At 71.1% G+C, this 4,261-nt stretch carries 3 protein-coding genes; 2 read left to right on the forward strand and 1 reads right to left on the reverse strand.

Annotated features, from left to right (window positions below):
* Positions 1-265: 265 nt before the first annotated feature.
* Complete coding sequence (locus PSH25_RS26670) at positions 266-685, forward strand: protein-tyrosine phosphatase family protein (protein ID WP_238661653.1); 420 nt, start codon at positions 266-268, stop codon at positions 683-685.
* Positions 686-917: 232 nt separating this feature from the next.
* Here the strand turns inward: PSH25_RS26670 and PSH25_RS26675 are convergent, their stop codons facing one another.
* The gene (locus PSH25_RS26675) at positions 918-3,200 is read right to left on the reverse strand and encodes an ATP-binding cassette domain-containing protein (protein ID WP_238661654.1); all 2,283 of its coding nucleotides are present in this window, start codon (positions 3,198-3,200) and stop codon (positions 918-920) included.
* A gap of 166 nt (positions 3,201-3,366) precedes the next feature.
* Here PSH25_RS26675 and PSH25_RS26680 point away from each other — a divergent pair, with 166 nt between their 5' ends.
* The gene (locus PSH25_RS26680; protein ID WP_238661655.1) at positions 3,367-4,095 is read left to right on the forward strand and encodes a MerR family transcriptional regulator; all 729 of its coding nucleotides are present in this window, start codon (positions 3,367-3,369) and stop codon (positions 4,093-4,095) included.
* The last annotated feature ends 166 nt before the right edge of the window (positions 4,096-4,261 follow it).

Genomic DNA, 4,261 nt, shown 5'->3' on the forward strand with positions numbered 1-4,261 from the left:
CGGGGGGGGGGGGGGCGGTGGGGGGGGGGGGGGGGGGGGGGGGAACAACGCGGGGGGCGGGCTGGTTGTGGACAGTGTCGGTGTGACTCAGTGTCCCCGGGCCTCACCTAATATTGCCTTCGCGGAATACCGTTCGGCTGGAGCCGTGTCGTGCCACTCGCCGAGAGGCGACCTGCACACCGACACCAGCGCCGCCCCCGGCCCACCGGCCGGGGGCGGCGCTGTCTGTGCTCATCGGTAGGTGAAACAGCGGCACAATGTGCGGGTGACTGACGCACAGCCGTGGTCCGAGCAGTCGGGCGTACTCGTACTCCCCAGTGGGGCGAGGGTGCGCGGGCGCCGCGTCGCTGCCGTGACGTCGCCCGCCGACTTCGCCGTGCTGCTGGCCCCTGGTCCAGAGCCGGCCTGGGCGCACCGGCGGATCCGGTGGCCCGATTTCTGGGTGCCGCTCGACCGCGCCGAAGCCCTCGACGCCCTGCGGGAGGCGCTGCGGCGCGCGCACGACGGTGAACGCGTCGAGGTGGCCTGTCGGGGCGGGGTGGGTCGCACCGGAACGGCCCTGGCAGCGCTGGCGATCCTCGATGGCCTGCCGGTCGAGCGGGCGGTGCCGTGGGTTCGCGCCGGCTACCACCCGAAGGCGGTGGAAACCCCCTGGCAGCGGCGCTGGCTCCGCCGCGTCACCTGACCACCGCGGAACCACCGCCGAACCACCGCCTGACAACCGCCGAACCACCGCGGAACCACCGCCTGACCGCCACAGGACCGCCGAACCACCGCCTGACCACCGCCATCCGTGCCGGCCCACCTGTGCCGGCCCACCTCTGCCGGCCCACCTCTGCCAGCCCACCTGTGCCGGCCCACCTGTGCCGGCCACTCGTGGCGTCGCGCGCCTTCCGGCCGGCTTGGGCAGCGGTGTGTCAGCTCTGGCCGACCACCGCCGGGTCGCCGACGTACTCGCGGAGGTGCTTGGCGGTGAGGGTGTCGCCGGTGGCGACCAGTTTGGCCGGTGTGCCGGTGAAGACGATGTGGCCGCCGTCGTGGCCGGCGCCGGGGCCGAGGTCGATGAGCCAGTCGGCGTGTGCCATGACCGCCTGGTGGTGCTCGATGACGATCACCGTGTTTCCGGCGTCGACCATTCGGTCGAGCAGGGCCAGCAGTTGGTCCACGTCGGCCAGGTGCAGGCCTGTGGTCGGCTCGTCGAGGACGTACGTGGTGGTCTTCTCGGCCAGGTGGATGGCGAGCTTGAGTCGTTGCCGCTCCCCGCCGGACAGGGTGGTCAGTGGCTGGCCGAGGCTGAGGTAGCCCAGCCCGACGTCGACCAGCCGATTGAGGATGGGGTGCGGGAAGAACGCGTACGCCTCGGTGACGGACATGGCCAGCACCTCGTGGATGTTCTTGCCGCGCAGCGTGTACGTGAGCACCTCGTCGGTGAAGCGTCGCCCCTCGCAGCGTTCGCAGACGCTCGCGACGCCGGCCATCATCGCGAGGTCGGTGTAGATGAGCCCGATCCCCTTGCAGGCGGGGCAGGCGCCCTCGGAGTTGGCGCTGAACAGCGCGGCCTTGACCCCGTTGGCCTTGGCGAAGGCGGTGCGGATCGGGTCGAGCAGCCCGCTGTAGGTGGCCGGGTTGCTGCGTCGTGAGCCACGGATCGGGGACTGGTCGACGATGACGACCCCGGACCGGCCGCGCAGCGATCCGTGGATCAGTGAGCTCTTGCCGGAGCCGGCCACGCCGGTGACCACGGTGAGGACCCCGAGCGGGATGTCCACGTCCACGTCGCGCAGGTTGTGCAGGTCGGCCTGGCGGATGGCGAGCTGCCCGGTGGGTCGGCGTACCGCGTCGCGCAGGGTCACCCGGTGGTCCAGGTGTCGCCCGGTGAGCGTGTCGGAGCGGCGCAGGCCGGGGATGTCACCGGTGAAGCAGATCCGGCCGCCGTCGGTGCCGGCGCCCGGCCCGAGGTCGACGACGTGGTCGGCGATGGCGATGGTCTCCGGTTTGTGTTCCACCACCAGCACGGTGTTGCCCTTGTCGCGCAGCCGCAGCAGCAGGTCGTTCATCCGGGCGATGTCGTGCGGGTGCAGGCCGACGGTGGGTTCGTCGAAGACGTACGTGACGTCGGAGAGGCTGGAGCCGAGGTGCCGCACCATCTTCACCCGTTGCGCCTCACCGCCGGAGAGGGTGGCCGACTCGCGGTCCAGGCTGAGGTAGCCCAGACCGATCTCGACCAGGGAGTCCAGCAGGTCGCGAAGGTTGGCGACGAGTGGCGCGGCCCCCGGGTCGTCGACGGTGCGGACGAACGCGGCCAGGTCGCTGATCTGCATGGCCGAGCAGTCGGCGATGGTGTGCCCGGCGATCCGCGAGGACAGGGCCGCCGTGTTGAGTCGGGTGCCACCGCAGTCGCCGCAACTGGTGAAGGTGACCGCCCGGTCGACGAAGGCGCGGATGTGCGGTTGCATCGACTCGCGGTCCTTGGCCAGCAAGAGACGCTTGACCTTGACCGCCAGTCCCTCGTACGTCCAGTTGTTGCTGCCGACCTTGATCTTCGTGGGCGGTTTGTGCAGGAAGTCCTCCCACTGTTGGGGGGTGAAGTCCTGGAGTTTGACGTCCGGGTCGAACAGGCCGGAGCCGACGATGGTCTGCCAGTACCAGGAGCCGACCGCGAAGTTGGGCACGGTGATCGCGCCGTCGTTGAGGGAGCGCTCGACGTCCACCAACTCGTTGACGTCGAGGTCGGAGACCCGGCCCAGCCCCTCGCAGGTGGGGCACATGCCCTCGGGCAGGTTGAAGCTGAACGCCCCGGCGCCGCCGATGGACGGCTGGCCGAGCCGGCTGAAGAGGATCCGCAGCATGGCGTACGCGTCGGTGGCGGTGCCGACGGTGGAGCGGGAGTTGACCCCCATCCGTTCCTGGTCGACGACGATGGCCGCGCTGAGGTTGCGCAGCGAGTCGACGTCCGGCCGGTTGAGGTTCGGCATGAACGACTGGAGGAACGCGCTGTAGGTCTCGTTGATCATGCGCTGGGACTCGGCGGCGATGGTGCCGAAGACCAGCGACGACTTGCCCGATCCGGAGACACCGGTGAAGACGGTCAACCGGCGCTTGGGGATGTCGACCGAGACGTCGGCGAGGTTGTTCTCCCGCGCTCCGCGTACCTCGATCATGTCGTGGCTGTCGGCGGCGGACCATGCTGGCTGCGACATGCGAACCCTTCACGGAATCGTGGCGGGACTTTGCCCCGCCGAGCACTGGCGGGTTCCATTGTCTCATTCATCCTCACGTAGAGACTTTCGCCGAGTTTCAAGCGTTGGTTTCAGCAGCAGGTCCGGGAAAGTCTCAAATCACGTGGTAAGCGGTACGGTGACTCGCGTGGACGTCGCCTCGAAGGATCGGCTGCGCGCCGTGGACCTGGCGGCCACCGTCGGGATCTCGGTGCAGCAGGTGCGCAACTACGTCGAGTTGGGGGTGCTGCCGCCGGTGCGCCGCACCCCGAGCGGCTACCGGATCTTCACCGCCGAGCACGCCCGGGCGCTGGTCGTGGCGCGGCGGTTGGCCGAGGGGCACGGCTGGAGCCGTACCCGGGAGATCATGGCGGCGGTGCACCGGGGAGACGTGCCGGCGGCCCTGGCGGCGCTCGACGGCGGCCACGCCGAGCTGGACCGGGAACGCGCCGAGATCCGCCGGGTGCTCGGCGCCTTCGAGACGGTGCTGGCCAGCCCACCGACGGCCCGGCCCGCGCCACGCCACGGCGCCCGCATCGGCGAGGTCGCAGCCCTGGTCGGGGTCCGGACCTCGCAGCTGCGGCTGTGGGAGGAGCGCGAGCTGCTGCGGCCGGGCCGCACCCCGGGCACCAACTACCGGGTGTACGACGAGGCGGAGCTACGCGCGGCGCAGGTGATCGCGTTGCTGCGCCGGGGCGCGTACCCGTTCGAGATCATCGCCGCGGTGCTGGGCGAGCTGCGGACCACGGGCAGCGCTCAGCGGGTTCGCGCCGAGCTGGGCCGCCGCGAGCAGGAGCTGCACACCCGCAGCCTGCGACGGCTGCGGGGCAGCGCCGCCCTGCACGACTACCTGCTCGGTCGCGGCGACGCCAGTTGACCAGCATCCCGTCCCGCCGGGCGATCGTCGTGACTAGGGTCGGGCACATGAGAGGTGCGCTGCTGGCGGCCACGACGTCCGCCGTCCTGCTCGCTCCCGTGCCGGTCGGCGCGACGGGAGCGTCCGCCGCGCCGACGGTGCGCTGCCCACGGGTCCCGGCGGCGGC

Origin of the sequence: Micromonospora foliorum, assembly GCF_022229015.1 — a bacterium.
GTDB classification, from domain to species: domain Bacteria; phylum Actinomycetota; class Actinomycetes; order Mycobacteriales; family Micromonosporaceae; genus Micromonospora; species Micromonospora foliorum.